20 protein-coding genes are annotated in these 25,800 nt (G+C 51.2%); 13 read left to right on the top strand and 7 right to left on the bottom strand.

The annotated features are described in order from the left end of the window. The first annotated feature begins 167 nt into the window (after nucleotides 1–167). The 4 genes from AYI96_RS11570 (at nucleotide 168) to glpG (ending at nucleotide 3,628) form a co-directional block, all read left to right on the top strand. Nucleotides 168–1,361 carry a glycine C-acetyltransferase gene (locus AYI96_RS11570; RefSeq protein WP_039035417.1) on the top strand — a complete coding sequence of 398 codons (1,194 nt, stop codon included), beginning with the start codon at nucleotides 168–170 and terminating at the stop codon, nucleotides 1,359–1,361. Between the two features lie 23 nt (nucleotides 1,362–1,384). Continuing rightward, nucleotides 1,385–2,410 (top strand): L-threonine 3-dehydrogenase, encoded by a 1,026-nt coding sequence (tdh, locus tag AYI96_RS11565; RefSeq protein WP_039035418.1) that lies wholly within the window; start codon nucleotides 1,385–1,387, stop codon nucleotides 2,408–2,410. Nucleotides 2,411–2,488: 78 nt separating this feature from the next. Beyond that, nucleotides 2,489–2,791 carry a thiosulfate sulfurtransferase GlpE gene (gene glpE / locus AYI96_RS11560; RefSeq protein WP_039035419.1) on the top strand — a complete coding sequence of 101 codons (303 nt, stop codon included), beginning with the start codon at nucleotides 2,489–2,491 and terminating at the stop codon, nucleotides 2,789–2,791. Nucleotides 2,792–2,794: 3 nt separating this feature from the next. Then, nucleotides 2,795–3,628, top strand: coding sequence for a rhomboid family intramembrane serine protease GlpG (glpG, locus tag AYI96_RS11555; RefSeq protein ID WP_144361647.1), 834 nt, complete (start codon nucleotides 2,795–2,797; stop codon nucleotides 3,626–3,628). A gap of 112 nt (nucleotides 3,629–3,740) precedes the next feature. Here glpG and elbB read toward each other — a convergent pair whose 3' ends face one another. Continuing rightward, the gene (gene elbB, locus AYI96_RS11550) at nucleotides 3,741–4,394 is read right to left on the bottom strand and encodes an isoprenoid biosynthesis glyoxalase ElbB (RefSeq protein ID WP_025009069.1); all 654 of its coding nucleotides are present in this window, start codon (nucleotides 4,392–4,394) and stop codon (nucleotides 3,741–3,743) included. A gap of 385 nt (nucleotides 4,395–4,779) precedes the next feature. Between elbB and polA the strand changes: the two genes are divergently transcribed. Beyond that, nucleotides 4,780–7,548 carry a DNA polymerase I gene (gene polA / locus AYI96_RS11545; protein WP_144361646.1) on the top strand — a complete coding sequence of 923 codons (2,769 nt, stop codon included), beginning with the start codon at nucleotides 4,780–4,782 and terminating at the stop codon, nucleotides 7,546–7,548. Nucleotides 7,549–8,200: 652 nt separating this feature from the next. On the opposite strand, the gene yihA is transcribed toward polA, so the two are convergent. Beyond that, nucleotides 8,201–8,851, bottom strand: coding sequence for a ribosome biogenesis GTP-binding protein YihA/YsxC (gene yihA, locus AYI96_RS11540; RefSeq protein ID WP_039035432.1), 651 nt, complete (start codon nucleotides 8,849–8,851; stop codon nucleotides 8,201–8,203). A 169-nt stretch (nucleotides 8,852–9,020) separates the two neighbouring features. On the opposite strand from yihA, the gene AYI96_RS11535 reads away from it, so the two are divergent. The 5 genes from AYI96_RS11535 to hemN all read left to right on the top strand — a co-directional run bounded on the left by AYI96_RS11535 (nucleotide 9,021) and on the right by hemN (nucleotide 13,867). Further along, nucleotides 9,021–9,641, top strand: a complete 621-nt coding sequence (locus tag AYI96_RS11535) for a c-type cytochrome (RefSeq protein WP_039035423.1) — start codon at nucleotides 9,021–9,023, stop codon at nucleotides 9,639–9,641. 759 nt (nucleotides 9,642–10,400) lie between these two features. Further along, nucleotides 10,401–11,087 carry a methyltransferase domain-containing protein gene (locus tag AYI96_RS11530; RefSeq protein WP_039035425.1) on the top strand — a complete coding sequence of 229 codons (687 nt, stop codon included), beginning with the start codon at nucleotides 10,401–10,403 and terminating at the stop codon, nucleotides 11,085–11,087. A 47-nt stretch (nucleotides 11,088–11,134) separates the two neighbouring features. Continuing rightward, on the top strand, nucleotides 11,135–11,659 hold the full coding sequence (gene yihI / locus AYI96_RS11525; protein WP_039035426.1) for a Der GTPase-activating protein YihI: 525 nt from the start codon (nucleotides 11,135–11,137) through the stop codon (nucleotides 11,657–11,659). Between the two features lie 11 nt (nucleotides 11,660–11,670). Further along, entirely contained in the window at nucleotides 11,671–12,138 is a 468-nt protein-coding gene (locus tag AYI96_RS11520; RefSeq protein WP_039035427.1) for a DUF2489 domain-containing protein, read from the top strand. 352 nt (nucleotides 12,139–12,490) lie between these two features. Continuing rightward, entirely contained in the window at nucleotides 12,491–13,867 is a 1,377-nt protein-coding gene (hemN, locus tag AYI96_RS11515; protein ID WP_082014343.1) for an oxygen-independent coproporphyrinogen III oxidase, read from the top strand. Between the two features lie 63 nt (nucleotides 13,868–13,930). Here hemN and add read toward each other — a convergent pair whose 3' ends face one another. After that, complete coding sequence (gene add, locus AYI96_RS11510) at nucleotides 13,931–14,926, bottom strand: adenosine deaminase (RefSeq protein ID WP_144361645.1); 996 nt, start codon at nucleotides 14,924–14,926, stop codon at nucleotides 13,931–13,933. A 198-nt stretch (nucleotides 14,927–15,124) separates the two neighbouring features. Here add and AYI96_RS11505 point away from each other — a divergent pair, with 198 nt between their 5' ends. Beyond that, nucleotides 15,125–16,903: a DUF885 domain-containing protein gene (locus AYI96_RS11505; RefSeq protein ID WP_144361644.1), complete on the top strand. Its 1,779-nt coding sequence runs from the start codon at nucleotides 15,125–15,127 to the stop codon at nucleotides 16,901–16,903. 67 nt (nucleotides 16,904–16,970) lie between these two features. Next, complete coding sequence (locus AYI96_RS11500; protein WP_144361643.1) at nucleotides 16,971–17,984, top strand: alpha/beta fold hydrolase; 1,014 nt, start codon at nucleotides 16,971–16,973, stop codon at nucleotides 17,982–17,984. Here the strand turns inward: AYI96_RS11500 and AYI96_RS11495 are convergent. Together AYI96_RS11495 and AYI96_RS11490 are read right to left on the bottom strand one after the other, a co-directional pair. After that, entirely contained in the window at nucleotides 17,899–20,232 is a 2,334-nt protein-coding gene (locus tag AYI96_RS11495) for a putative bifunctional diguanylate cyclase/phosphodiesterase (protein WP_256213852.1), read from the bottom strand. The genes AYI96_RS11500 and AYI96_RS11495 overlap by 86 nt on opposite strands. Nucleotides 20,233–20,665: 433 nt before the next feature. Further along, nucleotides 20,666–22,852: an OsmC domain/YcaO domain-containing protein gene (locus AYI96_RS11490; RefSeq protein WP_144361642.1), complete on the bottom strand. Its 2,187-nt coding sequence runs from the start codon at nucleotides 22,850–22,852 to the stop codon at nucleotides 20,666–20,668. Nucleotides 22,853–23,222: 370 nt separating this feature from the next. On the opposite strand from AYI96_RS11490, the gene hmpA reads away from it, so the two are divergent. Next, on the top strand, nucleotides 23,223–24,413 hold the full coding sequence (hmpA, locus tag AYI96_RS11485) for an NO-inducible flavohemoprotein (protein ID WP_039035436.1): 1,191 nt from the start codon (nucleotides 23,223–23,225) through the stop codon (nucleotides 24,411–24,413). Between the two features lie 21 nt (nucleotides 24,414–24,434). Here the strand turns inward: hmpA and AYI96_RS11480 are convergent, their stop codons facing one another. Further along, nucleotides 24,435–25,346 (bottom strand): cation diffusion facilitator family transporter, encoded by a 912-nt coding sequence (locus AYI96_RS11480; RefSeq protein WP_052248227.1) that lies wholly within the window; start codon nucleotides 25,344–25,346, stop codon nucleotides 24,435–24,437. A 41-nt stretch (nucleotides 25,347–25,387) separates the two neighbouring features. Continuing rightward, entirely contained in the window at nucleotides 25,388–25,792 is a 405-nt protein-coding gene (locus AYI96_RS11475; RefSeq protein WP_144361641.1) for a hypothetical protein, read from the bottom strand. Nucleotides 25,793–25,800: the final 8 nt, after the last annotated feature.

The raw sequence follows: 25,800 nt of genomic DNA, 5'->3' as shown, positions 1-25,800 counted from the left end.
TGCCTTGCTCTCTCAGCTTCCTTAGTTTTTCTCATCTGAAACAAGCACTAGCCCTAATCTGATTTATCCCTGACGGCCCAGCTCAAAAAAGAGTGTTGAGCCATTGGCTTTAGGGTTAAAATGCCACCACTCCAATAAACAGAATAATCCAATCAAGGAGACTTAAGGTGGCATCTACCTCATTCTACGATCAGATCAACCAACAGCTTGCCGACGTCAAGGCCGAAGGTCTGTACAAGAGCGAACGTGTAATAGTTTCTCCACAGCAACCAGCCATTCGCGTCAACGAAGCAGAAGTTATCAACTTCTGCGCCAACAACTACCTGGGTCTGGCCAATCACCCTGAATTGATCAAGGCGGCACAGGCCGGGTTGGCAGACCATGGCTTCGGCATGGCCTCGGTACGTTTTATTTGCGGAACCCAGGATATTCACAAGCAACTGGAAGCCAATCTGTCCGAATTTCTCGGCATGGAAGATACCATCCTCTACTCCTCCTGCTTCGATGCCAACACAGGTCTATTTGAAACCCTGTTAGGCCCGGAAGATGCCATAGTGTCAGATGCCCTGAACCATGCTTCTATCATTGACGGTGTTCGCCTGTGTAAGGCCAAGCGTTTTCGCTACGCCAACAATGATATGGCCGACCTGGAAACCCAACTGATCGCCGCCCGCGATGCCGGTGCCCGCCATATCTTGATAGCGACAGATGGGGTGTTTTCCATGGATGGGGTTATTGCCAACCTCAAGGGTATCTGTGACCTCGCCGACCAATACGGCGCCCTGGTCATGGTCGATGACTCCCACGCCGTTGGCTTTATCGGCCAGAACGGCCGCGGCACCCACGAATATTGCGATGTGATGGGTCGCGTTGACATCATCACGGGCACCCTGGGTAAGGCGCTGGGCGGCGCTTCCGGCGGCTTCACCGCGGCCCGCAAAGAAGTGGTCGATTGGCTGCGTCAGCGCTCACGTCCTTACCTGTTCTCCAACTCACTGGCACCTTCTATCGTCAGCGCCTCGATTCGGGTGCTGGAGATGCTCAAAGAGGGCCAGGAACTACGCGAAGCGGTATGGGAAAACAGCCGTTATTTCCGTGAAAAAATGGCTGCAGCCGGATTCACCCTGGCCGGAGCAGACCACGCCATAGTGCCGGTCATGCTGGGTGATGCCAAGTTGGCCAGTGACTTCGCCAACCGCCTGCTGCAGGAAAATATCTATGTTATTGGCTTCTCCTTCCCGGTAGTACCCAAGGGACAGGCCCGTATCCGTACCCAGATGTCGGCGGCTCACAGCCGTGAACAGCTGGACAAGGCCATCGAAGCCTTCACCCGAATCGGCAAGGAGATGGGTATCATCTGATACCTATCCCATGGAGTAACATGATGAAAGCACTGAGCAAACTCAAGCCTGAACAAGGCATCTGGATGGTAGACGCACCCAAGCCGGAAATGGGCCATAACGATCTGCTGATCAAGATCCGCAAGACCGCCATCTGTGGTACCGATGTGCATATCTACAACTGGGATGAGTGGTCACAAAAGACTATCCCTGTTCCTATGGTTGTCGGCCATGAATATGTCGGCGAAGTGGTGGACATGGGCCAGGAAGTGCGTGGCTTCAATATTGGTGACCGGGTGTCAGGCGAAGGCCATATCACCTGTGGTCACTGCCGTAATTGCCGTGGTGGCCGTACCCATTTGTGCCGTAACACTGTGGGGGTTGGGGTCAACCGCGAAGGTGCCTTCGCCGAATATCTGGTAATCCCGGCCTTCAACGCCTTCAAGATCCCCGATGATATCAGCGACGAGCTGGCTGCTATCTTTGACCCCTTCGGCAATGCGGTACACACTGCGCTATCTTTCGATCTCGTCGGTGAAGATGTGCTGATCACCGGAGCAGGTCCCATAGGCATTATGGCCGCCGCCGTTTGCCGCCATGTGGGTGCACGCCACGTGGTCGTTACTGATGTCAACGAGTACCGTCTGGAGCTGGCACGTAAGCTGGGGGCTACCCGAGCCGTCAATGTGGCCAAAGAAAAACTCGAAGATGTGATGAGCGAGCTCGGCATGACAGAGGGCTTCGATGTCGGCCTGGAAATGTCCGGTGTACCGTCTGCCTTCCACTCCATGCTGGATACCATGAACCACGGTGGCAAAATTGCCATGTTGGGGATCCCGGGTGGCGATATGGCGATAGACTGGAGCAAGGTCATCTTCAAGGGGTTGGTGATAAAGGGCATCTATGGCCGGGAAATGTTTGAAACCTGGTACAAGATGGCCAGTTTGATCCAGTCCGGATTGGATATTGCACCTATTATCACCCACCATTACAAGGTGGATGACTTCCAGCAGGGTTTCGATGCCATGCGTTCGGGTCAATCCGGCAAGGTCATTCTCAGCTGGGATTGATCCTCAAACAGGGCGCTGTACTCATGCAGCGCCCTGATGCACACTGTTAATAAGCACTACCTCTTTTACAGGCAAACTATGTCCAGTTACCAACACCTTTCTGTCGTTCAACTCCAGCAAATGATGGCCGAAGATGCCGAGCTGCAGATAGTCGATATTCGCGATCCTGCCAGTTTCGAGACGGCCCATATTCCCGGCGCCATTCGCCTCGGCAATGACAATCTGGCCGACTATCTCAGGGACGCCGATATGGATAAGCCCTTGGTTGTCTGCTGTTATCATGGCATCAGTAGCCAAAGTGCCGCGGAATATCTGCAACATCAAGGATTCGATGAGGTCTACAGCCTGGATGGCGGTTTCGCTGCCTGGCCGAGGGACTGAGACATGGAAATCGGCCGCCTCCCCAACGAACGCGCCGCTCAGGCGCTGGTAGACTACCTCAAGGGTGAAGGGATCCCCTGTCGCATCATGCATCTGGAACAGGGAGTGGCTATCCATGTCATCAAGGACACCGACCAAGCACAGGGGCGCAAAGCGTTTCTCGACTTTGTTCAGGATCCGTTAAACCCCAAATATCTGCAGGCTTCCTGGGACCATGGCGACAACCGCATCCGCTTTGACTATGGCGCACCATCACTGCAACTGCTGAGTCAATTTATTACCGGCGCCGGACCGCTAACGCTGGTCATTCTACTGGCCTGCATAGCTATCTTCGCAGCCATGAACCTGGGCTACGGCAATCAGGTATTCGAAGCCCTTGCCTTCTTCGGCGCCACTTCGGATGCCGGTTTCAGCCAATTCTGGCGCCTGTTTACCCCGAGCCTGCTGCACTTCTCGGCGCTGCATATCACCTTTAACCTACTCTGGTGGTGGGTCTTGGGTGGCAAAATAGAAAACCGTATCGGTCTTGCTCCTTTACTGACTCTGCTGTTGGTCGCCGGTACTTTGCCCAATATAGTGCAGTTCTATCTCAGTGGCCCCAACTTCGGCGGTCTTTCCGGGGTTGTGTATGGCCTGGTAGGTTATACCTGGGTCAGCGGCCGTATGAGCCCAGAGAAAGGCATAGGTCTGCCACCGGCCTTGATGGGTTTTATGCTGTTGTGGCTGGTACTTGGCTTTATGGATGTGTTTGGCCTTTCGATAGCCAACGGCGCGCATCTGGGTGGACTCTTGGTCGGGCTGGCCCAAGGCTGGCTCGACAACCGCGGGAAAAAATAATCCTATGTGGCTCAGGTTTGTACACGCCAAAGTCACTCTGCACAGCCGGCAACAGTAAAAAGAGGGAGCTCAGGCTCCCTCTTGAATAGGTTCAAAGTAACTTGGACAGGGCTTAGGCCAGCTCCAACACCTTGGCCACCAGCTTTTCAATGCCACTATTGGCCTCGGCAATGGAACCTGCCAGCATGTAAGCCGGGGTGCTGACTATCTTGCGCTCACTGTCGACCACAATTTCATCTACCTTGGCATTTTGATGTTCACCGCCCATGGCTACAAAGGCCGCTGCGGTTTCAGCGTCCGTCCCTATGGTGCCTCTGGCTCCTTCACCATAGAGGCTCGGGATCATCACAGGCGCGATACAGATAAAACCCACCACCTTGTCTGCACTGATAAAACGGCTGATAAATTCACGTACCGGAGCGGCAATCTCACTATTGCTGCCATTTACGGCAAAGTTACAGAGGTTTTTGGCAGCCCCGAAGCCTCCGGGAATGATCAGGCCGTCGAAGTCAGCTACATTCAGTTCAGAAGTCGCCTTGATATCACCCCTGGCAATTCGAGCAGCCTCCACCAACACATTGCGCTGCTCAGTCTCCACGACTTCACCCTTGAGATGATTGACCACATGCATTTGAGGAATATCAGGGGCAAAACACTGGTAAGCCGCGCCCGAACGAGACAGGGACAGCAGGGTCAACACCGCCTCATGGATTTCACTGCCATCGAAGACACCGCAACCACTGAGAAGAACTGCGATTTTTTTCATTAAAAATTCCCTCTTATGTCATTTGGATTTAACAAACCAGTTACAAACTGGTTGATCTGATTAAAAATCATGCTAACTTAATTCATCGTCTCTGCTAAGAGGCGATTTTTACCGCTACCAAGGTGCGAATCAGGAAAAGGAATTTAAAAAATCCACAACCGATAAGATTTAGTAAAACTTTTACCTGACTCACAAAAAAACAAATAATAAATAAATATCAACAAGTTATAAAAACAACTTTATGTTGTTCTCTACCGCCTTTCTCTATGTTGATTTTTTCACTCACAGACTTATCCACAGGCTGTGGGTGATTTTGTCATGGCCGAAAATGCCTTGATATGGCATGCTTAGCAGCACTTAAGACAGCTTAGATTGAAACAAAACTATGCCAACAATAGCAGAAAACCCCCTCGTCCTTGTGGATGGTTCTTCCTACCTCTATCGGGCCTACTATGCACCACCTCACCTGACCAATTCCAAGGGTGAAGCTACCGGGGCTGTTTATGGCGTAGTCAATATGTTGCGCAGCTTGCTGGGCAAATACAAGCCACAACAGATGGCGGTTGTTTTTGATGCCAAGGGTCCCACGTTTCGTAACGAGATGTACGCCGAGTATAAGGCCCACAGGCCACCAATGCCTGATGATCTGCGAAGTCAGATAGCCCCCCTGCATGCCATCATCGAGGCTCTTGGCCTGCCACTCCTTTGTATTCCCGGGGTTGAAGCCGATGACGTGATAGGCACTCTTGCCTCCAGGGCCAGTAAGGAAGGCCGTGCCATTCTGATCAGCACAGGCGATAAGGATATGGCGCAACTGGTGGATGACAATGTCACCCTGATCAACACAATGACAGACACCATAATGGGACCGGAAGAGGTCACCAGTAAATTTGGTGTCGGCCCCGAGCTTATCATCGACCTGTTGGCCCTAATGGGCGACAAGGCCGATAACATCCCGGGACTGCCTGGTGTGGGTGAGAAAACCGCGTTGGCCATGCTGACAGGGGCCGGTGGTGTCGCCAAGCTACTGCAGCAACCGGATTGTGTCACGGAACTTGGCTTCCGTGGTGCCAAGACCATGGCCAAGAAAATCACCGACAATGCCGAGATGCTGCAACTATCCTACGATCTGGCAACTATCAAAACAGATTGCGAGCTGGATCTGGATTGGCATCAACTCAATATTACCGAGCCCAATAAAGACCAACTGACACAGCTTTACGGCGAGATGGAGTTCAAGCGTTGGTTGGCAGAAGTTCTGGACAACAAGATGCCGCACCCCAAGGCGGCCAACACAACAGCGCCAGAGACTCAGGAAGAAACTCCATCTCAAGTCACCATAGAGACAGAATACGAAACCATACTGACAGAAGCCGCACTGGAAAAATGGCTGAAAAAGCTGGCCGATGCCGAACTGATGGCGGTAGATACTGAAACCACCAGCCTCAACTATATGGACGCCAAACTGGTGGGTTTGTCCTTTGCCGTCAAGGCTGGAGAAGCCGCCTATCTGCCACTGGGACACGATTACTTGGATGCCCCCGAGCAGCTGCCTAGAGAAGGGGTATTGGCCAAACTCAAGCCTATTCTCGAAGATCCAGAGATAAAGAAAGTAGGTCAAAATCTAAAATATGACATCAGTATTCTGGCCAATGCCGGTATCAAACTGGCCGGTGTCGCCTTCGATACCATGCTCGAATCCTATGTATTCAATTCTGTAGCATCCAGACACGACATGGATGGCCTGGCGCTCAAGTATCTGGGGCACAAATGTGTCAGCTTCGAAGATATTGCCGGTAAAGGCGCCAAACAGCTGACATTCAACCAGATCCCTTTGGAAACAGCGGCGCCTTACGCCGCCGAAGATGCCGATATCACACTCAGGCTACACCAACACCTGTGGCCAAGGCTTGAGCGGGAGCAAGAGTTAGCCAACGTTTTCACCGAACTTGAGTTGCCGCTTATTCAGGTGCTCTCACAGATGGAGCGCGACGGAGTGTTGATCGACAGTATGCAACTGTCGCAGCAGAGTGATGAGCTGGCACAAAAGATAGATGCGCTGGAGCAAAAAGCCTATGAGATAGCCGGAGAGAAGTTCAATCTGGGTTCTCCCAAACAGCTGCAGGCACTATTCTTTGAAAAGCTGGGTTATCCGGTGATCAAGAAAACGCCGAAAGGCGCGCCATCCACCGCCGAGGAGGTATTGATAGAGTTGGCGCTGGATTATCCATTGCCAAAGATCATTCTCGAGCATCGCAGCCTGACCAAGCTCAAGAGCACTTATACAGATAAGTTACCGCTGATGATCAATGGCAAAACCGGCCGGGTGCATACCAGCTATCATCAAGCCAACGCTGCCACCGGCCGCTTGTCGTCCAGCGACCCTAACCTGCAGAATATTCCTATCCGCACCGAAGAGGGGCGCAGAATTCGTCAGGCCTTTATCGCACCTTCAGGGCGCAAGATTCTGGCCGCCGACTACTCACAGATTGAGCTCAGGATCATGGCTCACCTGTCCCAGGATGCCGGCCTGCTGGCGGCATTCGCCGAGGGTAAAGATATTCACAGAGCAACGGCGGCTGAAGTCTTTGATGTGGCTTTTGAAACTGTCACTCCAGAGCAGCGCCGACGGGCCAAGGCGGTTAACTTCGGTCTTATCTATGGCATGTCCGCCTTTGGCTTGGCACGCCAACTGGATATTCCCCGCACTGAAGCACAAAGCTATATGGATACCTACTTCAAGCGTTATCCCGGCGTGCTCAAGTATATGGAAGAGACCAGGGCACTCGCTGCCGAGCAAGGTTATGTCTCCACACTCTTTGGTCGGCGCCTGTATCTGCCGGAAATCCGTGATCGCAATGCCATGCGGCGTCAAGCCGCAGAACGGGCTGCAATCAACGCTCCTATGCAGGGAACAGCAGCCGACATCATCAAGAAGGCGATGATCAAAGTTGCCGACTGGATAGCCTCTGATACCAAGGGGGAAATCACCATGATCATGCAGGTTCACGATGAATTGGTGTTTGAAGTCAATGAAGCGAAAGCCGAAGAGCTACAACACCAGATCTGCAAACTCATGGCTGAAGCCGCTACCCTGGATGTACCTTTGCTGGCTGAAGCCGGCTTGGGTGACAGCTGGGATCAGGCTCACTGATAATCTATCTATTCCATCAAGAGCCATCCTTCGGGATGGCTTTTTTGTGTTTTGAACACAAGGCTATGATTATCCGCATCTGCTCCCGTCATTAGCTACCCTACCTGAACTAAAAACAACAATTTTTGGCAAAAAATCGACAAACCAGCGCTAAAAGCCTGCTTTTTAAGCTCATTTTTGTAATTTAAAGATCAAAAGGCGCTTTTCTAGCCAACGATTCTTGTGATCGACTCCACATTATTGTCGTCTTTTTGAAAAAACAGTTTTCCCATTAGAGATAAATACAGTATTATTCTCGGCGTAGGGTACAGAGGTTAAGATGTTCTATCTTTCAGACCTTTATTTCACTTTTAGTGATCAGCCAAATTCTGGCGCCCCAGCAATCATTTGCTGGGGCTTTTTTTCGTCTGCAATATTTTTTAGAGTAATTACTTTAAAACTGATTCAGTTCGCGTTATGCTACCGCCATTGAGAGCCATCGAAGTCCAAGTTTGATGGTACTTGAGTCTTGTTGAAATTTTAGCTTCTCCCCAAAAGAGCTAATTTAACCGGTGACTGAGTCGCCGGTTTTTTTTGTCCTGGATTCTCCCAGCACAAACAACAGATACAAAAACGGCAGCCTCCATGGCTGCCGTATAGTGGTTTGGGTCCATCATCCTTGTTCGTTGTCTTCTTGTTCCAACCAGGCTGGATGGCACCACTCATCCAGAATTGCCAAAACCTTAGGTTTCCCGGTGCCCTTCAATGAAGAAAAAGGCTCGACTCTGACCCAATCACCAAAGTCAACCAGCGCTTTACGTACCTCATTGACCGTTTTCATCTTGGCACTCTGTGGCAACTTATCTGCCTTGGTCAGCAGCGCCAGTACCGGGATTTCACTGGCAACAGCCCATTCAATCATCTGCAAATCCAAGTCTTTCAACGGATGGCGAATATCCATTAGCACCACCACACCACTCAGGCAAGCCCGCTTTTGTAAATATTCACCCAAAGACTCCTGCCATTTAAGCTTCATGGCCAGTGGTACCTGAGCAAAACCATAGCCGGGTAAATCCACCAAACGGCGCTGCTCATCGAGCTCAAACACATTGATCAGTTGGGTACGGCCAGGAGTTTTACTGGTTCTGGCAAGGTTTTTCTGCTCGGTTAAAGCATTCAAAGCACTTGATTTACCAGCATTTGAGCGGCCGGCAAAAGCGATTTCCACGCCGGTGTCGCCAGGTAAATGCTTATCCAAATGGGCAATATCAGGCGCGCTGATAAGGAATTTTGTCTTGCGAAAATCGATACGAGTTGCTGTCACTTCTGACTCCGGAATTTTGCTGGGTGATAGCATAAATATTGAAGACTTGCTTACTTTTCCACGTTTTCGTGTAAAATATTAGCCCGATCACATTATTTGTATTTTACCACGCTTGCGGGTCACCCTAGTAAGCTCAGGACAATAATTTAACGAAAGAAGTTGGAACGCCATGAAAAAGTTAGCCCTTGCGCTGTCTGTAGTCGCCGCCATATCTTCACCTGCGATTGCTGAAGGTAATGCTGAAGCGGGAAAAACCAAAGCCATTGTCTGCTCTGCCTGCCATGGTCTTGACGGCAACAGCATGATCGACATGTATCCCAAGTTGGCCGGTCAGCATACAACCTATCTGCAAAAACAGCTGCGGGAGTTTCGTAGTGCAGCTCAAACCGGTGGCAAGGATGGCCGTATGGATCCCATCATGGGTGGGATGGCGGTAGCCTTGAGCGATCAGGATATTGCCGATGTTGCAGCTTATTTTGCCAGCCAAACATTGCAGGTTGCTGAAGTAAAAGATGTTCCTGATGCCGGCGAAAAGCTGTTCAAGGGTGGTGATATGTCTCGTGGCATAGCCGCTTGTTCTGCGTGTCACGGTCCTGAAGGTAAAGGCAGCGAACTGGCCGGTTTCCCGGCAGTTGCTGGGCAGCACGCCAACTATATCAAGATCCAATTGAATAAGTTCCGTGATCAGAGCCGTCATAATGACCTAAACGGCATGATGCAGGACACAGCGAAAAAGCTGAATGATGCAGACATTGATGCGCTGGCCAAGTACATCTCCAGCCTGAAGTAATTTTTGCTGTAGCTTGGAAAAGGGTGAAGTTTCACCCTTTTCTTAAGTCACAACGTTTACGTTTACGTAAACTGAAAACATTAACGCTTGACACAGATCACAGATTTAGGTTTAATGTGCCCGTACCGAGATAAACCCATCTGCTTGTATAAAAACTTTACCAACAACATTCAGGTTTCGGTATAATTTACATTCAAGATATAAGAATAAAGCAAGCCAATAACAATAAGACTACTAAGACCACTCGCAAATAATAATAATGAGTCGAGATTTCAGTTTGAAATCCAGGTCAATAAAAGTAAGGAACCGGCGATTTTGCCAAACCGCTTTTTAGCATTGTCCTTACGAATTAACAGGGGAACTTGCTCCAACAGGAAGATGTTTGCAGGACTCAAACATTGGCACGGGAAGCAACGCGCTTTGGATGCACTGGCTGGAAGCTTGTTATCACTGGAAGGTACTTGGTAGACAAGGATGGTCTGTTAGGCGTCACAGAAGACGACTGAATAATGATGAGTCAATTGGCCATCGCTATTTGCAGGAAACCCAAGAAAGTGTCTGGAAGACCGATAACGAGAAAAACTGCAGGGAAAGCTGTCAAAAAAAGAAGGATATCGACCGGGAAAGTCGCATAGCAAGTAAGGAAACTTGAAATCAGAATAGGGTGTTAGTTAGCACCATCATAAGGCGGCAGCCATACTGCCGCCTTTTTTTATGGCATAATTTGTTAACCCCCATTGAGCAGATATTAATTAGTCCATGCGTCGCTGTCCCCTGTGTCATAACGATCAGGCTGAACTCAGCTTTCAGGATAAGAAACGAGGTTTTTATCTCTGCCCTGAATGTCGGCTGTTGTTTGCAGACTCCAACAGTTACCTGTTACCAGATGCCGAAAAGCAGCGTTATGGACGAGCCCGCCAAGCTGGAAAGCAAAAGCAGTTGGCACGCTTTATCCACCCCTTGTTGGAACAGCTGCAATCTTTGCAGCCAACGCCTTTATTTGGCCTCAACTTTGGCCGAGTGCTAAGCGAGGATGGCCTGAAACAGATCCGCGACGCCGGACACCATTTACAACAGTTCGATCCCTTTTTTGCAGCAGATCACCAGTTACTACATCACCAATATGACTTTATCTGTTGTTTTCGGGTGTTCGAGCACTTCAGGGCCCCGGCCAAAGAGTGGAGCTTAATAGAAACCCTCTTGAAACCAGGTGGTTGGCTGGCCATATCCACCCCATTACTGACCTCTTTAGCCGCGTTCCCCAAATGGCATTACAAAAACAATCCAACCCATGTCAGCTTTTATCAGCAACAGACGTTTGCTTACTTGGCATCTCAGGGCAAATTTAGGCTAATATTTGCAGCGCAGGACTTCATCTTGATGCAAAAAACATCAGGATCTGCTATAACACGCGACCTTGATGCAGAACCGCCGCTTGTAGACTGAACCCGGCACGGTTCGGACGCAACCAACTACTTTTTATCGAGAGAATTATGTCCCGTAGTAAAAAGACCCGTAAAGTCGGCGAGAACAACCCCAAACTGGCCCCCAGAAGCAAGAAATCTGAGCGCGCTCCAGCCCGTAAGAAGCAGGATTCAGGTAATAAGGCGGGTAGCCGCCAGAACCCTGCTGCTCCAAAGGGGCAAAAGCGGGCAGGCTCTGACAAACAAGATATCCGCCTTGGCAGCAAAAGGCCTGTCGCTCTGGATATAGTCAAAGAAAAGGTTGCACAGCCAAAACAACCTAAACTGACCGATGAACAGTTGCTGCTGCAACTGGAGGAAGATCCGCGCCTGAATAAGCTGCTGGATCAGCTGGAAGAAGGTCGGGAACTGGCCGCCGATGACCAGCAATGGCTGGAGCGGCAATTGGCCAAGATAGAGAAGCTGATGGAAAAACTTGGCATTACCGATTTGGATCAGGCCGATGAAGCCCCAAGCAAGAGTCATAGCGATGACGAATTGCTGGAGAAATTCGAATCCGGTGCTGAGCTTCTGAAACAATACCAGGACAACTAACGGAGGCCGGGATGCAGTTTATCCTTATCACCTTAGCCATGTTGATCATCATAGGACTGAGTGCCTATGCCACAGTGTTGCTTTTGCGTCTGAGAAGACAAACCCAGGCCAGAGAGCAGGCGATGGCTGAACAAAAGGCGGTTATGGAAGCTAAACAGGCATCCCTGCTTGCCGATATCCGCTATATTGCCGCCGCAATGACAGAAGAGCGTTGTGAGTTGTCCGAAGGAGTAGTTAGAATCGTCAAACTGTTCGATCTGCTATCGCTGACAGAGAGAGTCAGTGGTGACTACCCGGATGTGTTTATGCATTTTGAGCGTATCAAGGATCATCCCATTCTGGAGGCCAGGGCTCAGTTACCCAAACAAGAGCGGATGCGGCTAGACCTGGCCAGAATGAAGTCTGAAGCCGAGCTGGAGCAAGGCATATTGGCCGACGCCAAAAAACTCTCCGAGTTTCAACTCAAACCAACTCACTAATGCAGCAACTGCCGGCTTGCTCTCAGCAGTCGGCAGCGCTTTATTCACCGTCCCCGAAATCTTCGCCCCTGAAAGACAGTCCCAAACATCGGAGGCTTGTGTTTTAGTTACGCCTGAGTTCGCAGCCTTGTCTTGTCGTCTCAGCCAAACAACAATCAAGCCTGTTGAATCTTTTCTCTGGCGTGAGTCGGTGCACAAAACCTCAATAAGACAACAGACATTGAAAGCATTTTCAGGGATATTTCTTAACGTTTGCTTGTGTACATATAATTTTTACAACCTGGATCAAGGTTATTTGAGCCATAACCCTGCATACTTCGCTCATTGCTAATTTACTGTCGGAGGACACGCCTTGAAGCAGCCCACTCATATCAGCTGGGATCAATCAATGATCGAGAAATATAACTACAGCGGTCCCCGTTATACTTCCTACCCAACGGCGCTGGAGTTTGACGACTCATTCACAGAAGGCGATCTATTGTCGGCCATAGCCAACAGCAAAAGTGACAAACTGTCTCTGTACATTCATATCCCCTTCTGCGCCAAACTTTGCTATTACTGCGGCTGTAACAAGGTTATCACCCGACATCAGCACAAAGCCGATCAGTACATAGAGTACCTGGCAGCCGAGATCGTCAAGCGGGCGCCTCTGTTCAAACACTATACTGTGACCCAAATGCACTGGGGCGGTGGCACACCGACGTTCCTAAACCCAGAGCAAATCATTAAGTTATCGTCACTGTTGAAGAGTCACTTCAACTTTGCCGAACAGGGTGAATACTCTATCGAAGTCGACCCTAGAGAAATCGAACTCTCTATGCTGGATGCCCTGAAAGAGGCTGGGTTCAACCGTATCTCCATTGGGGTGCAGGACTTCAATAAAGAGGTTCAGGCAGCAGTTAACCGTGAACAGGATGAAGACTTCATTTTTGCGCTGATCAAAAAGGCCAAAGAGATGGGCTTTGTCTCTACCAACGTCGATTTGATTTACGGCTTGCCTCATCAAACACCGGAAACCTTTGCCGAAACCATTCAGCGCATTCTGGATCTGTCGCCAGACCGTCTGTCTGTATTCAACTATGCTCACCTGCCGGCCCGCTTCGCGGCGCAGCGGAAAATCAAAGATGAGCACCTGCCCAGCCCACAACAGAAGCTGGACATGCTGCATCAGACGATTGAGACCCTGACCGGCGCCGGCTACCAATACATAGGCATGGATCACTTCGCCAAACCTGATGATGAGCTGGCCAAACTGCAAAGAGAAGGCCGATTGCACCGTAACTTCCAGGGTTATACCACCCAGGAAGAGTGCGATCTCCTCGGACTTGGGGTGTCATCCATCAGTCAGATTGGTGACTGTTATGCGCAAAACCAAAAAGATATTCGCCCTTACTATGAAGCCATAGATGAGCAGGGCCACGCTCTATGGAAAGGCTGTAAACTCAATCGTGATGACGAAATCCGTCGCGCAGTGATCAAGCAGCTTATCTGTCACTTTGAGCTTGATATGACCAAGATGGAGCAACAATTGGGGATCCAGTTTGAAGAGTACTTCGCCGAAGATCTCAAGCTGCTGCAAACCTTTATCGACGATAAACTGGTTAACATTGAAAATCGCCAGATCAGCATCAGTCCAACCGGGCGTCTGTTGATCCGTAATATCTGTATCTGTTTCGATGTCTACTTCCGAGAAAAGGCACGTCAGCAACAGTTCTCCCGGGTAATTTAACCCTGAGAAGAATAAAAAAGCCGATGAATGATTCATCGGCTTTTTTGTGTCTGAACCAAACTTTTATGCTTTAGCGGCGTAAAGTTCCCGACGCTCGCTGTCAGAGAGGAAGGCCATATCCACGCCATTACGCTGCAGCTTGGCCAATTCAGCAGCGGTGAAGCCCATCTCCTGCTTAACCACACGATATTCATGCTTGATATCTATGGCGCTGACGCCTGGATCATCGGTATTCAAGCCAACCAACACACCGGCTTCCATAAAGGTGCGCAGTGGATGCTCCTGATAGCTGTTAACGGTAGAAGTATGCAGATTACTGGTAGGACAGGATTCGATACCTATCTTATGTTCCACCAGATACTCCATCAATTTGGGATCATGAATGGCATTGACCCCATGGCCTATGCGAGTCGCCCCCAACTCCTTGATGGCTTGCCACATGCTTTGGGCACCGGCGGCCTCTCCGGCGTGAGCCGTGATCTGAAGTCCGGCATCGCGTACCCGCTTGAAATGCTCGTTAAACAGCTCACCGGGGAAACCCAACTCATCACCGGCCAAATCAACCGCGACCAAAGACTCCCTGTGCGCGAGTAAGCCATTCAACTCCTGGGTACAAGCCTGCTGACCAAATGAGCGTGACAGAATACCTATCAGTTTTATCTTGACCTGATAGTCCTTGAGCCCGGCTTTTACGCCATCAATAACGGCTTCCACCACGCCTTCTATCGGCAACTTATGATTCATTGCCATGTAGTAAGGGCTGAACCTTAATTCGGCATAGTCCAACCCGGACAATGCCACATCGGCGACATTTTCATAGGCCACCCGCTTTACCGCATCCAGATCGGCCAGCACGGCAACCATCCAGTCCAGCTTTTTCAGGAAAGCCACTAAGCTGGATTCTTTACCCTGGATCTGTACGTAAGGTGCCAAAGCCTCAAGCGAGGCCGCCGGCAAGGCAATGCCATGCTGCTGACCCAGTTCCCATATGGTCTCAACCCTGACATTGCCGTCCAGATGGCGATGTAAATCGACCAACGGAATTGAAGTATCAATCATAAAAATAACCCCTGTATGAACTACCCCGCCAATGTAATTATTTTTTGGTCTGGGGACGCTTAAGTGTAACACGCCTTTTGTTAGCACCTCTTAGTCTACTGACAGGCTTTGTTACCAAAAGGTGACGTTAAATCTCTGGGGCTCCATCCTGGCTTAAGGCATAATCCTTCATCAAGGATAAAAAAGGAACAAAATCAAATGAAAAAACTCCTGCTGCCCCTGTTGCTCACTGGATTCCTGGGCGCCTGCCAAACCCCTGCCCATGAAGCCAACACGCCAGAAATAAGCAAGCAGCTATCTCAAGCCGATAGCCAACTCCAGCAGTTAATAGCCGATGCCTGGCAGCAAAGGCTGGCAGAAAGCCCTCAGATGGCCTTGCTGTTTGGCGATGACTCGGCCGCGGGCAAATTAGCAGACTTGTCAGCTGAAGCTCTGGCGGCCGATGCTGCGGCCAATTCAACATTATTGCAACGGCTAAAGGCGATCCCCAGAGAACAGCTGAGCAAAGAAGCCGCCATCAATGCCAGTATTCTCGAATACCAACTACAGGAGCGTGTGGATAGCTTCAGGTTCAAGGCCCATTACCTGCCGATTACCTCAGAGAGTGGCTTTCACGCTTACATTGCTTCTATGGCCTCAGGGCCATTCAAGACAGAAGCCGATTACCGTCACTACCTGCAGAAACTGCAATCTCTGCCGCGCTACTTCCAGCAACAGATACACTGGATGCGCCAGGGGCTTGCCGAAGGTATCACTCAGCCGCAATCTGTACTGAGAGGGTTTGAACAGAGTATTCAGGCTTATATGGTACCAGTGCAGAAAAGTAACTATTTCAAGCCGTTTGAGACGTTTCCAGAGCACTTTTCTGCCAATCTTAAACAGGAACTGAGCCATGCCGGATACGTCAGTGTCGAGCAGCATGTGTTACCGAGTTATCAAGCCTTCTATGACTTTATGACCGAGAAATATATCCCCGGCGCCCGCCAGAGCATTGCCGCATCAGCTCTGCCCAATGGTCGGGCCTTTTATGAAAACAGGGTCAAGTACTACACCACTCTGGATATGACGCCTGAGCAAGTCCATCAACTGGGGCTGAGTGAAGTAAAACGGATCCGCGCCGAGATGGAACAGATCATCGAACAAACCGGTTTTAAAGGCAGCTTTGCCGAGTTTCTGCATTTTATGCGCACCGACAAACGCTTTTATGTGGACACGCCGGAGCAACTGCTCAAAGAGGCCTCCTATATTGCCAAAAAAGCCGACGCCATGTTGCCACGCTATTTTGGCAAACTGCCCCGCAAACCCTATGGTGTCGCCCCTGTTCCGGCTGAAATTGCCCCCAAATATACAACCGGGCGCTATTCCGGCTCCAACTCGGAGACTGTGGCGGGTTTTTATTGGGTAAACACTTATGCCTTGGATAAGCGTCCTCTCTATGAGTTGGAAGCACTCACCCTGCATGAGGCTGTTCCGGGTCACCACCTGCAGATTTCTCTCAATCAAGAGTTGGAGCAACTGCCCGATTTTCGCCGCTACAGCTATATCTCGGCCTTTGGTGAGGGATGGGGACTATACAGTGAATATTTGGGGCTGGAAGGGGGTTTTTATCAGGATCCCTACAGCAACTTTGGACGCCTGACTTACGAGATGTGGCGCGCCGCCCGCCTGGTAGTCGATACAGGTATGCACACCCAAGGCTGGAGCCGTCAGCAGGCAATAGACTTTATGGCCGGTAATACGGCTCTGTCGCTGCACAATGTCACCACAGAGATAGACAGATATATCTCCTGGCCTGGGCAGGCGCTGGCCTACAAGATTGGCGAGCTGACTATCAAACGTCTGCGAAAGCAAGCAGAAGATGCCCTGGGGGAAAAGTTCGATATCCGCCAATTCCACGATGCAGTATTGGCGCAAGGCTCTGTGCCCATGTCTGTACTGGAACAGCAGATAGCCGACTTTATCGCCTCACAGCAATGAAACCCTGTTTCTGATACACTCGGCCAGTGCCTTTGAGCACTGGCTTTTTTAGATCAGGAAATATTGGATGGTAACGACCCAGGCCCGCAACACAGAACCCGCTTCAACCCAGTCTCAATTGGAGACTTTCTGGCAAGGTGTCACCCATGCCAAGCTGGCAGTGGGATTCGGTAAAGAGCTGGCCTACGGTTATATTTGCCATCCAAAGGCGAAACAAGCCGTCGTCATCAGCAATGGCCGGGTAGAGAGTTATCTCAAGTATCGGGAGCTGATCCATGACTTCTATCAGCAAGGCTATAGTGTCTACGCCTTGGATCATATGGGGCAAGGCCTATCCAGCAGGCTAACCGCCAATCCTCACCAGGGGCACATAGATAAGTTTCAGGACTATGTGGATCACTTACACTGTTTCGTTGAGCAAGTGGTAGTTGCAAACCAATATGAACAGTATTTTCTGGTGGGCCACTCCATGGGCGGCGCCATAGGCACTCTGTATTTACAGCAATTCCCCCAACGATTTACTGCTGCGGCCTTCTCTGCCCCCATGTATGGTATTCGCCTGCCAATGCCGCGCAACTTCGTACGTTGGCTGGCAGGAAAACTCAATAGTTATGGCCCGCATACCGAGCCCAACTATGTGTTATCCGGCCATGATTATCGTCCGCTCGAGTTTAAAGATAATCAATTGACCCACAGCGAAAGCCGATATCAGGCATTACTGGATTTATGCCGGCAACATCCTGAGATCCAACTGGGCTCGCCCACCAATCAATGGTTGATAGAAGCATTGGATGCTTGCGAGCAGACCATCACCGCAGCCAGAGAGTCAAAGGTGCCAATCCTCATTCTTCAGGCTGAGCAGGACACTATCGTCGATAACCAGGCGCAAATCGCCGCCCTTGGCCCCAAGGTGACATTGGAAAAGATCATGGGAGCCAGGCATGAACTCTTTATTGAAATCGACGCAATACGTGAGCAGGTGCTGAATATTATTTTCAACTTCCTGGCGCAGCATACGGTAACTCACGCCACGGAGGCTGCAGCAGAACTGCAAACTCAGCCTCAGGCAGAGGCTGACTAAACAGATACCCTTGGAAGTTGTCACATCCGAGCTGATTCAAAAAGGCTCTTTGTTGAACGGTTTCAACCCCTTCGGCAACCACTTTCAGCTCCAGACTGTGAGCCATTTCGATTATGGCCTTGACTATGGCATCGGCACTGCGCCCAGAGCCAATCTTCTGCACAAAAGAGGCATCTATCTTCAATCTGGATAGAGGCAGGTTCTGTAGATAACTCAACGAACTGTAACCTGTGCCAAAGTCATCTATCGCCACGGATATCCCCGCCTTCCTCAGCAGATCGATTCGGGTATTCATGATGCACAGATTGGTCAACAAGGCGTACTCAGTCAACTCCAACTCCAACGCATCTGTTGCAATCCCCTGGGCCTTCAGCAAGGCGATCAGACGCTCAACAAACTCGGGCTGATTAAACTGTCTGGCGCTGAGGTTGATGGCGATTTTTGGCACCCCAATGCCCCTGGCCTGCTGCTCGCGAATGAAGCGACAAACTTCGAGGATGACCCAATGACCAATTTCACTGATAAGGCCACTGCCTTCAGCCACAGGAATGAAATCCGCCGGTGAAATATTTCCCTGCTGCGGATGCTGCCAACGCAATAGCGCCTCAGCCCCAGTCAATTTCCCCTGGGCATCAACTATTGGCTGGTAAACCAAAGAGAGTTGTTGCCGTTCGATGGCATAGCGCAACTCATTCTGGATCAGCAGATTTTGGTGAGCCTTAACCTCCATCTCGGAGTTGTAGATCATGCAGTTATCTCGACCGCCTTCCTTGGCCTGGAACATGGCCATATCGGCTCGCTTCAAAAGCTCCTCGGCATCAATATCATCCTGATCATCAAACAGACAAACACCAATACTGGCAGACACATGCAGCTGCTTGTCACTGATATTGAAAGGCCTGGCAACCAACTGCCTGATCTCACTGGCCAACGCCAAGGCTCGCCTTGCTGCCATAGCTCTGTCTTGGGTTAGATCTTTCGCTAGAATAACGAACTCATCCCCCCCGAGCCTGGCAACCAAAGTATTGGCGCTAAAATAGCCCGAAAATCTAGCCGCCAGTTGGATCAATAACCGATCTCCCAGATGATGCCCGAGAGTGTCATTGATAGTTTTGAAATTATCCAAATCTATTAGGAACAGCGCTGCACACTGCAGACTGTTGCGACAATGCTTTTGCTGCTCATACAAGGCATCCATCAAAGAGCGGCGATTGGCTAAATTAGTCAGGGCATCATGGTTGGCTAAATGGGCCAGGGCTTGCTGATTACGCACATCATCCGACACATCGGCATGAGTACCTATAATCCGGCAAGGGCGGCCCTGTTCGTCCCATTCAACCAGCATTCCCCTGTCCAGCACCCAGATATAGTGTCCCTCTTTATGGCGCATGCGATGAACACTCTCAAACGCCTCGGTCTCACCATTGAGGTAAGCCTGCAAAGACGACAACACGGCTTCTTTATCGTCCGGATGCAGTCGGCTTTCCCAAGTAGAATAAAGCCCTTCGAGTTCATGGGGGCCGTACCCTATCATCTCTTTCCAGCGGTCCGACAGAAAAACTTCGCCGCTGGCGATGTTCCAATCCCAGATCCCATTGCGAGTCCCTTCCACCGCAAACAACCAGCGTTGTTCATTGTCCCTCAATTGCTTCAGGGTTCGCTGCAACTTCTGTTGGCTCCGGTGCAAGTAATCCTTTAGCACCCGTACTTCACTGAAAACCCAAGTGTTATCCATATGAAAAGGGTTGTTCTCGCCTTTCCTGGCCTGCCAAGCCAGAGCTCTTAAAGGGCGGATTAACATAAAGTGCAATACCAGCATAAAGCCCAAAACAAATAAGGCCCCCAGGCCCCAAACCCGCATAAAACGCAGATTGAGGTCATCAGTTACCTTGGCCATTGCAGGCGATAGATCATACTCGAGATAAAGCAGTTCGGCCTTGCCCCCAAAACTAACGGAAGCCTCAGTGATAACGGGATAATATGCCTGTATTGATAGCCTATCCGTGTTGGCAAATATCTGTGGTTTTCCAGATTCGACCACCTGCCGGTGCAACGCCATTGAATAGCCATCGATCACTTGCGAAGCCCGACTGTCGCGCCAAACAACATGATTGGCGTAGCGGATAAGACTGGTGTCATCTAACAGTATGTACACCATGATGTTGAAGTCTGTCGCCGCCAGAGATATCTCCTCGGCTACACTGTCTAAATTTTGATTGTGAATCGCTCTCTCAACAAGATGTTGCATCCTGAAAAGTTCTTTCTCAAGCTGCTTTATCTGGGCCGCAGACGCCTCGGATTCCAAAGACCGGCGTTCATAGAAATACTCTCCGGCAACCAGGCAGAGATAAATAAAAAAAACACAAAAAGGAACAACATAGGCCATAGCAGGCCTTGGCATCTTCACAAATGAAATCCTTGATGTTCATGACAAAAAGGCACACACAATGCTTAATGCTAACGGTAAATTAACCTACAGGCAAAGAGTCTGCCGTTAAAATTGTTTTCATGTTTTGAGTACACATGTTTTGAATACATAGGGAAGATGCATTGCAGGGAAAACATTTGTGTGCAACTTCTTCTCTAGGTCAAAGTGACGAGATAACTTGAACCACAAGGAACCAGACTAAAAGCCAATGAAGTCGGGTAAGGGGCAAACATGCCCCTTACCTGAACATAATTTACTTCTTGGCAGCCACTCTGGCGCGGGCGGCGTGCAGTTTCTTGTAGCTTTCGATCAACCGCTGGTGTTTTTCCAGGCCTTCGAGCTGCATATTGGTTGGGGTCAGGCCGTAGAAGCGCACAGTACCATTTACCGAACCTATAGCGGCACCCAGGGTTTCCTGGCCAAACATGCGTCCCAAGTTGTACCGGTAGTCGTCCAGCTCGAGTTCATCGTCCAGGCTGATCTCCAACACCGCCTGCAGGCATTGATAGAAGAGGCCACGAGCGACGGTATTGTTATTGTACTGCAGGAAGGTTTCGGTCAGCTCCAGCGCTTCTTCCAGCTCACCTATTGCCAGACAGATCAGCAGTCTGAGTTCGAGTATCGTCAGTTGGCCCCAGACGGTGTTTTCATCAAACTCTATGCCTATCAGGGTGATGATATCCGTGTAGATATCCAATTGGCTGTCTTCGAGGCGCTCGGACAGGCTTTGCAGTTGGCTGTCGCTGAGGCGATGCAGGTTAAGAATATCTTCGCGGTAGTCCAGCGCCTTGTTGGTGTTGTCCCAAATCAGATCCGATACCGGATACACCTCGGAGAAGTCTGGCACCAGGATCCGGCAGGCATTACCTATCTCGGTAAACTCGGCGATGTAGACCTCTTTGCCCATATCTTCAAGAATCCCGAACAGGCTCTGACTCTCTTCGGCGTTGCTGCCGGAGAAGTCCCATTCGACAAACTCATAGTCCGGCTTGCTACTGAAGAAGCGCCAGGAGATCACTCCGCTTGAGTCGATAAAGTGTTCAACAAAGTTCTCCGGCTCCTGCACCGCCATGCTGTTGAAAGTAGGCTTTTGCACATCGTTGAGGCCCTCGAAACTGCGGCCCTGCAGCAGTTCGGTGAGGCTGCGCTCCAGCGCCACCTCAAAACTGGGGTGAGCGCCGAAGGAGGCAAACACGCCGCCGGTGCGGGGGTTCATCAGGGTCACACACATGACGGGGAACTGGCCACCGAGGGAGGCATCCTTGATCACCAGCGGAAAGCCCTGCGCCTCCAGCGCCTCTATGCCGGCCACTATCGAGGGATACTTGGCCAGCACGCCTTTCGGCACCTCAGGCAGAACCAGCTCATCTTCTATGATGCGGCGCTTCACCGCCCGCTCGAAAATCTCGGACAGACACTGCACCTTGGCCTCATCCAGATTGTTGCCTGCACTCATGCCGTTGCTGAGATACAGGTTTTCAATCAGGTTGGAGGGGAAATACACAGTCTCGCCATCGGACTGACGCACATAGGGAATGGCGCAGATGCCGCGCTCGACATTGCCCGAGTTGGTGTCGATAAGGTTGGAGCCGCAGAGCTCACCATCCGGGTTGTAGATTTCCAGGCAATAGTCATCAAGGATCCCGGGCGGCAGCTCATCGTTGGGGCCGGGCTGGAACCACTTCTCATTGGGATAATGAACAAATTCGGCGTTGGCGATCTCGGGGCCGAAATACTGGTCGTTGTAGAAGAAGTTGCAGCTGAGACGCTCGATAAACTCGCCCAGAGCCGAGCAAAGCGCGCTCTCTTTGGTTGCGCCCTTGCCGTTGGTAAAACATTTGGGCGAAGCGGCGTCACGGATATGCAGCGACCAAACGTTGGGCACCAGGTTACGCCAGGAAGAGATCTCTATCTTCATCCCCAATTCGGCCAAGGTGTTGGTCATGTTGGCTATGGTCTGTTCCAGCGGCAGATCCTTACCCAGAATAAAGGTGCTGTGGCTGTCATCCGGCTTCAGCATCAACATCGCCTGGGCGTCCTGATCCAGGTTATCCACGGTTTCCAACTGGAACTCGGGGCCGGTCTGAACCACTTTCTTCACGGTGCAGCGGTCGATAGAACGCAGTATGCCTTCACGGTCCTTGTCAGAGATGGTGTCCGGCAATTCCACCTGAATCTTGAAGATCTGGTTATAACGGTTTTCCGGGTCGACTATGTTGTTTTGCGACAGGCGTATGCCTTCGGTCGGAATATCGCGGGCGACACAGTACACCTTCACAAAATAAGCGGCGCACAGCGCTGATGAAGCCAGAAAGTAGTCGAACGGGCTCGGCGCCGAGCCATCACCCTTGTAACGGATTGGCTGGTCGGCAATGACACTGAAGTCATCAAACTTGGCTTCGAGTCTGAGGTTGTCGAGAAAATTTACTTTGATTTCCATTGGATAGTTCCGAGTTCCGGCGGGGTTTCCCGCTCGCCCGATGACACTCGCCGCAGCGGTAAAACCGGCGACCGACTGTGATCTGGGTCAAATTGAGCAAAATTGGGGGAATTATCCGCTTTTTAGCGGCAAAAGTCATTGTTGACCACTAAAGGCGACTTGGTACCAGAGAACCGAACCAGAGTAGCAAACAGGTCAGAATCAGGATCCAGATACGATAAACATAGACGCACCTCACGCACCCAAGTGTTTTTGCCAACCATACTGAATACCTGACAGCTCCTGCCAGAATTCTTTATTGATCTAAATCAAATACATGTTTATTTTATCACGGAACATATAACTTAAATGAATCTTTGAGGTTGTCGTTATGTTGGATCAACACACTATCCAAGTGGTCAAGAGTACTATTCCCCTGCTGGTTGCCGCCGGCCCAGAGCTGACCAAGCACTTCTATCAGCGCATGTTCCACCACAATCCCGAACTGAAAGATGTGTTCAACCTGGCTCATCAGCATAAGGGCGATCAACCTGTAGCCTTGTTCAATGCCGTCGCTGCCTACGCCCAACATATCGACAATCTGACCGCTCTCAGTGAAGCCGTGGAAAGAATTGCCCAGAAACACACAGGCTTTCTGATCAAACCCGAGCAATACGCCATAGTCGGCAAGCATCTGCTAGCCACCCTGGAAGAACTCGGCGGCGATGCCGTCACGCCAGAGGTACTGGGCGCCTGGGAGAAGGCTTATGGGGTGTTGGCCAATATCTTTATTGGCCGCGAAGCACAGATCTATGCCGATGCCGCAGGCAAACAAGGAGGTTGGAGCGGCACCCGCACCTTTGTTGTCAGCAACAAACGCCGCGAGTCAGCCGCCATTACCTCCTTCGAACTCACGCCCAAGGATGGCGGCCCTGTGGCCGACTTTAAGCCAGGACAATACCTGAACCTCAAACTCAGCCATCCGGCGCTGGCTCATACCGAGATCCGCCAATACTCATTGTCGGATGCCCCCAACGGCCGCAGCTATCGCATCAGCGTTAAACGTGAAAACGAAGGATTGGTTTCCAACCTGCTGCACAATGAATTCGATATCGGCAGCGAGCTTGAGCTGATCCCGCCGGCGGGGGATTTTTTCCTGAATACTGAGCCCGACACCCGGGTTGTGCTGCTATCTGCCGGAGTTGGACTGACGCCTATGCTGAGCATGTTAAACAGCCGCCTGCAGCAAGACTGCGCCGAGACACTATGGCTGCATGCCTGTGAAAATGGCGCCCAGCACGCTTTTGCCGAAGAGATACGCCGCAAGCAGGCCGAGCAGACAAATCTCAAGGCGCTGACCTGGTATCGCCAGCCGCTTGAAACTGATGTTCAGGGACAGGATTATGACCTGAAGGGCACCATGGTGCTGGAGCCGATAGCGTCCATGCTGCCTTCCGAGGGCCAATTCTACTGCTGCGGCCCCATAGGCTTTATGCAGAGCATCAAGGCGCAGTTGCTGGCCTTGGGTATTGAGGAAGCGCAGATCCACTATGAAGTATTCGGCCCCCATCAAGGGCTCTGATGCAGCCACACGGGCGCCGCTTCAGGCGCCCTGTTGCAGTAAGCCTTCCTCTTCGGGCTGCTCTTCCAGCGGCTCCACATGGATAAACACCGCCGCATGGGGAATAACAGCCATCAAGGCCTGCTCGATACGGTCACAAATGGCATGGGAATGGCCAACACTCATCTCCTTGGGCAAGGTCAGATGGAAGTCGATGTGACGCCGCCGGCCCGCCTGACGGCCGCGCAAGTCGTGAAAACCCCCTTCGCTGGGACAGTGGTGCGCTATTATCTCGGCGGCCTGGTTCAGCTCCTCTTCGCTGATGCTGTGATCCAGCAGCGGCTTGAAGGCCTGATCCAGCATGCTTATCGCTTCTTTGAGAATAAACAGCGCCACCCCTATGGCCACTATGGGATCCAGCAGCGCCAGATTATGGCCAAAATAACCGCCCACCCAGATGAGCAGCAGCCCCACGGCGACTCCGAGAGAGGTGAGCACATCGGCCTTAAGGTGCAGGGCATCGGCCTCAAGCGCTACCGATTGCTCTTCCCTGGCCACCCGGTAGAGATAGGCACTGACACCTGTGTTAACCAGCGCCGACAACAGCATCACCAATACCCCCCAGCCCAGGCCTTCCACCTCTGAGGGGCTGAGCAACTTGCCGACGGCCTCGAAAATAATCCAACCGGCCGCCGCCAAAATCAACAGCGCCTCAATAACCCCGGAAACATTCTCTATCTTGTCGTGGCCGTAGGGATGATCCCAGTCCGGCGGCACATCGGCGCGGCGCACGGCAAACAGGGCGATCAAGGCCGCCACCAAATCCATGGCGGAGTGAATCGCTTCTGAAATGATACTGACCGAGCCACTGACAATACCCGCCGCCACTTTCATGATGATCAGCGAAATATTGGAGCAGACCGAGACCATGGCGGCCCTGGCTTTTCTGGACATCTATTATTCTCCCTCAATACGGCTTGGGACTTGGACTATCGTCAGTCAAAGGTGATTACCTGGGCTCGTGCGCCCTCGCCCCGGTCAATCAACAGCAGAATCAGGCCAAACAACACTTGTGTCGGCAATAGCAGCACTAGCCAACTGCTCCACAGCAGGCTGTCGTCGACCCGAATAACAAACTTGAGTTGCACCGCCAGCAAAGCAAGCAGCCAGAGCGCAAAACAACGAAAACGGCAAAAGAAGCTGCAAAGGCCCATGAGCCACAGCAACCACATAGGCTCCGGCCACCAAGCGGCCCCCTCTGGAGTCAATTGCCCGGGCAGTTCGGCGCCGCTGAAATAGAGTTTACCGACCACGGCCGTGTCGCCTATCTCGGCGGCCAGGGTAAAACTCGTGGCCAACCAAGCCATTAGCAACAACAGACGTGCAGATGAAAAACGCATGCGGGCCC

The sequence above is a fragment of the Shewanella sp. MSW genome, from assembly GCF_007636515.1.
In the GTDB taxonomy this organism is placed as follows: Bacteria; Pseudomonadota; Gammaproteobacteria; order Enterobacterales; family Shewanellaceae; genus Shewanella; species Shewanella indica.
The sequence above is the reverse complement of the archived record's forward strand: the minus strand, read 5'-3'. Positions and strand labels throughout refer to the sequence as shown.